The sequence below is a fragment of the Amycolatopsis sp. cmx-11-32 genome (assembly GCF_047608695.1).
In the GTDB taxonomy this organism is placed as follows: Bacteria; Actinomycetota; Actinomycetes; order Mycobacteriales; family Pseudonocardiaceae; genus Amycolatopsis.
In genome coordinates this window covers 1-5,387 of record NZ_JADNQN010000037.1, presented here as the reverse complement: position 1 = coordinate 5,387, position 5,387 = coordinate 1, and the positions used below count along the sequence as shown (strand labels likewise).

Below are 5,387 nucleotides of genomic sequence, written 5' to 3'. Positions count from 1 at the left end.
TCGCGAGCCTGCGATCCGGGGCGTCCACAAGGGCGGTGACAAGATTCTCGACACAGGTGTGCAGCAGCTCGCACACCTGCACCGGATCCACTGGCGCCACGGCCTCCACGACCAAGTCGAAACCGGTGGGGCTCTGGTTCACGGAGATGTCGAGCGGGTAGTTCGTCGGGTCTCTCGCCAACAGCGCTTCGACGCCTTCGAGGCCGGTGCCCGACTGCTCGACGTCTCGCTGGAGGTGCCGATAGTTGACGATCGAGGTGAACAGGGGCCCGCCACCGGACAGCCCGCTGGCCGCCTGCGCCAGGGTCAACGGCGCGTGCTCGTGCACCATCAGGTCAGCGAGCTGGTCACGCATCCCGATCAACGCGTCGCCGACGGTCTGCTCCGCGGTCCTGACCCGGACCGGCAGGGTGTTCATGAACAAGCCGGGAACGCGGTCCGCGCCCAAGTTCGCCCGCCCGAGCAGCACTGTGCCGAACACGACGTCGGGACGCTCGGACACGGCCGCCAGCACCCGCGACCAAGCGACGTGGAAGACCGTCGCGGGACTCACCCCGCGTGACCGCGCCACCTCCCGCAGCCGCTCGGCCAGCCGGTCGTCCACCGCCAGCCTGCCCTGCGTGATCCCGGCGCCGTCGCCGTGCACGTCCAGGAGCCCGTAGGGGGCGCAAGTCTCGGTCACGTCACCCAGCAGTCCGGCGAAATGGCGTTCGTGGTCCTCGCCGGACATGCCCAGCCGAGCCTGTGTCACGAACTCGCGGAACGGCACGGGCGCTGGTAACGCGTCAGCCCGCCCCTCCATGAACGCCTTGATCTCGTCCAGTACCACTTCCAGCGCGGCGTGGTCCTGGATCAGGTGATGCATGCGTACCAAGGCCAGCCAGGCCGTGCCCTCGGGTTCCGGCGCGACGCGGACGCTCAACAGCGGCGCCCTGCCCAGCTCCATCCATCCGTCGGCGTCAAGGGGTCCTTCGGTGACCGGCAATTCGGCGTGCCTCCACACCACCTGGACCGGCCCCGGCAGGCCCTCCCAGACGATCGCCGTGCGGTACACGTCGTGCCGGTCGATGACCCGCTGCAACGCGTCGAGCAACGCGGTCACCCGGTCCCGGGTGTCGAGCCGCAGTGTGAACGGCATCGCGTAGACATCGTCACCGTCCCGATCGGCCATCAGGTGGTGGAAGAGGAGCCCCTCCTGCAACGGCGCCAGCGGATAGACGTCCTGCACGTTCGCCGCGCCACCAGGGACGGTCGCCACGATCCGGGCGATCTCGTCTTCGGTCAGGTCGACCAGTGGCAGCATTTCGGGCGTGATCTCGCTGGTGTGCGGCGGGATCAGGTTGGGCGGTACCGTCACCGGCTCCGGTCCCGCGACGGCCGCCAGCAGAGCCGGGGTCGGCGTCACGAACAACGCCCGCACCGACACCGACACCCCGCGCTGCCGCAGCCATTCCACCAGCGAAACCGCCAGCAGCGAATGGCCGCCGAGTGCGAAGAAGTCGTCGTCGACGCCGACGGCGGGGAGTTCCAGCACCTCGGCGAACGCCTGGCACAACAGCTCCTCGCGCGGGCCGGCGGGGGCGCGGCCGTCACCCGCCGCGTACTCGGGAGCGGGGAGTGCCGCGCGATCCACCTTGCCGTTCACCGTCAGCGGCAGGACGTCCAGCTCCACCAGCGCCGAGGGCACCAGATAAGCGGGCAGGCGCTCGGCCACGTACTCGCGCACCGCTTCGGTGACGGCGGTGCCACGTATCTCGGGTACCAGGTAGCCGATCAGCCGCTTCCCACCGGACGTGTCCTCCTGGACGACGACCGTGGCCTGCGCGACCGCCGGATGCCCGGCGAGCGCCGCCTCGACCTCACCGAGTTCGACCCGGAATCCGCGAATCTTCACCTGCTCGTCCGCGCGACCGCCGAACACCAGACGACCGTCCGAAGACCACCGGACCAGATCGCCCGTCCGGTACATCCGCTCGCCCGAACCGAACGGGCAAGCCACAAAACGCTCCGCTGTCCACAAAGGACGATTCAGGTAGCCGCGCGCGACGCCCGCACCGGCGACGTAAAGTTCACCGGCCACCCCGACCGGAACCGGGCGCAACCCTTCATCGAGCACGTAGACGCGCATGTTGTCCATCGGTCGCCCGATCGGCAGCACATCGCCGACCTCACCGTCAGCACCGACTTCATGCTGGGTGGCGCACAACGTCACCTCGGTCGGACCGTACAGCTGCCGCACCACCACACCGGGATTCGACTCCAGCACCCGCCGCACGGACTCGGCCGGAACCACATCCCCACCCGTCAGCACCTCACGAACACCCGCGAAACACTTCGGATCCCGGTCCGCCAGCACCCGGAACAAACCCGCCGTCACATGCACATGCGACAACGCGTACTCCGCGATCAACCGGCGCAGCACAGCGGCGTCCATCCGTTCCACCGGTGCCACCACGACGGTCCCGCCCGACAACAACGGCACCCACAACTCGTACGACGACGCGTCGAACGCGTACGGCGCATGAAACAATACCCGCGACGTCACACCCCAGCACCGGTCCTCCGCCAAGCCGACCACATCCCGGTGAGTCGCCACCACACCCTTCGGCACACCAGTCGAACCCGACGTGTACATCACATACGCGGCACCATCGGGCGACATCGCACCAGGCAGTTCGGCCACAGAGTCCGTCTCGCCATCGGACTGGATCACCGTGAGCCCGAGATCGTGCCGAGCCGTCGCCTCGTGCACCACCAGCACCGCGGCGCCCGCGTCCTCGAGCACGGCACGCATCCGCGTTTCCGGCCAGCTCACGTCCACCGGGACGAAAGCGGCGCCGGTCTTCAGGATCGCCAGCAGTGCCACCACCAGCTCGCTGGAACGCTCCATCAGCACCGCGACCGCCAATTCCGGCCCGGCCCCGGCGGCCACCAGTGTCCGCGCGAGGCGGTCCGAGCGCGCGTCCAGTTCCCCGTAGGTGAGCTCACCGCCGTCCCACACCACCGCGATCCCGGCCGGAGCCACCTTCACCCGTTCAGCGAACGCCTCCGGCACCGAGATATCCGAAGTGGACACCGCTGTCGCGTTCCACTCCTCCACCAGCTGGGTGAGTTCGGCCGCTTCCGGGAGTTCCACCGAGCCGACCGGCAGGTCAGGGTTCGCGGACATGGCCGTCAGCACCCGCACCAGGTAGCCCGCGATCCGGGCCACCGTATGCGTGTCGAACAGGTCGGCCGATCCCGTGAGCACACCCCGGATCCCCGCCGGGGCGCCCGCTTCGTCGAAGACCTCACCCAGCGTCGCTTCCAGATCGAACTTGGCCGTCGTCCGGCCGATCGAGAGCGCCTCGGCGCGCACACCGGGGAATTCGGGGGCGGCACCGTCGTCCAGGGGCGCCAGGACGACCTGGAACAGGGGGTGACGGGCGAGCGCGCGGACGGGAGCGAGTTCCTCGACGAGTCGCTCGAACGGCACGTCCTGGTGAGCGAAAGCGCGCACCGCGGTGGCACGCACGCGGTCGATCGCCTCACCGAACGTCGGGTTCCCGGACAGATCGGCTCGGACCACCAACGTGTTGACGAAGAACCCGACCAGGTCGTGCAGGCCTTCGTCGGATCGCCCCGCGGTCGGAGTGCCGATGGGGATGTCGTACCCCGCGCCGAGCCGGGACAACGTCACCGCCAGCCCCGCCTGGAGCAGCATCGGCAGTGTGGCGCGACGCCGGCGAGCCAAAGTGACCAGCCTGCCGTGCACCGCCGCCGGAACGCCGACCCCGATCGCGTGCCCGCGATGGGAAGGTTCCACCGGCCGCGGGCGATCCGCCGGGAGGTTCAGCTCTTCGGGGACGCCGGCCAACGCGTCGCGCCAGTAGCCGACCTGCCGCGACAGCAAACTGTCCGGGTCGTCCTTCTCGCCGAGCAACTCCCGCTGCCACAACGTGTAGTCGGCGTACTGCACGGGCAGGTCCGGCCAGTCCGGTTCGCGACCCGCGCCATGCGCGGCGTACGCGGCGGCGACGTCCCGCGCGAACGGGCCCGCCGACCAGCCGTCGGTGGCGATGTGGTGGATGACCACCACGAGCACATGCGATTCCGGTGCCAGCGCGAACAACCAGGCGCGCACCGGAATCTCGGCGGACAAGTCGAACGGGTACGCCGCCACCCGTGCCACCGCGCCCGGCAGAGCGCTCGCGTCGATCTCCTCACCGGGCGGCTCGACGGCCGCCTCGACCGAGGGCAGTTCCGCCGGCCGGTCCCACTTCAAGTCTCGCAGGGCCGCAAGCTGTCGGCGCGACGCCGGATCCTCGGTCCCCCTCACCCGCACCACCGGAAGATCCCAGGCCAGCTCACCGGGCTCCACGATCCGCTGACGCGGCTCGCCGTCCACCTCGGGGAAGACCGTGCGCAGCGCCTCGTGGCGAATGATCACGTCACGCAGCGCGGCGGCCAGGGCCACCTGGTCCAGCGGCCCGGTCAGCCGCAGGATGCTCGGGCTGTTGTACGTGGCGCCTGCCCCTTCGATCCGCCACTGCAACCACAATCGCTGTTGTGCGAACGACGCGGGAATCATCGGCTCCTCTTTCTTTAACGCATCCGTCGCAGCGCGGGCCTGACATGTTCGGTCCGGTCGCCGTGCTCGGCGAGCCAGGCGGCGAGCCCGGCCGGGGTGGGAGTCGCGAACAGTTCTTCGATCGGCAGTTCCGCCCCCGTCGACGCGCGGATCCGGGCGACGAGCCTGGTGGCGAGCAGCGAATGGCCGCCGAGCAGGAAGAAGTCGTCCTCCACGCCGACCTCGGGCACGGCGAGGGTCTCGGCGAACGCCGCGCACAGGGCCGCTTCGCGTTCGTTGGCGGGACCCCGGCTCGTCCGGCGAGCCGACGCGTAGTCCGGTGCGGGCAGCGCGGCGACGTCGAGCTTGCCGTTGGGCGTGCTCGGCAAGGCGTCGAGCACCGTGACGGCCGACGGGCACAGGTAGCCGGGGAGCCGCGCGGCGGCGTGGGCGCGGACCTTCGCGGTGATCTCGCCGGCGGTGTCGGTGTCCTTGGCTTCCTGGGTGGGCAGGATGTAGGCGACCAGTCGCAGGTCGCCCGGCACGTCCTCCCGCGCCGTCACGACGGCCTGGGCGACCGCCGGGTGCCCGGCCAGCACGGCGCGGACCTCCCCCGGTTCGACCCGGTGGCCGCGGATCTGGACCTGGTCGTCCACGCGTCCCGCGAACACCAAATCGCCGTCATTGGTCCGGTGAGCCCGATCGCCGGTGCGATACATCCGGACACCCGGGGACCCGAAGGGACACGCCACAAAACGCTCACCGGTCAAACCCGCACGATTCACATAACCACGCGCCAACTGCGGACCAGCCACATACAACTCACCCACCACACCCA

At 69.9% G+C, this 5,387-nt stretch carries 2 protein-coding genes; both read right to left on the bottom strand.

Annotated elements, in window-relative coordinates:
* A partial coding sequence (locus ACM6LR_RS39170; RefSeq protein ID WP_414945638.1) for a non-ribosomal peptide synthetase occupies positions 1-4,570 on the bottom strand: 4,570 nt, incomplete at its 3' end.
* A 14-nt stretch (positions 4,571-4,584) separates the two neighbouring features.
* On the bottom strand, positions 4,585-5,387 hold an 803-nt coding region (locus ACM6LR_RS39165), incomplete at its 5' end, for a phosphopantetheine-binding protein (protein WP_414945637.1).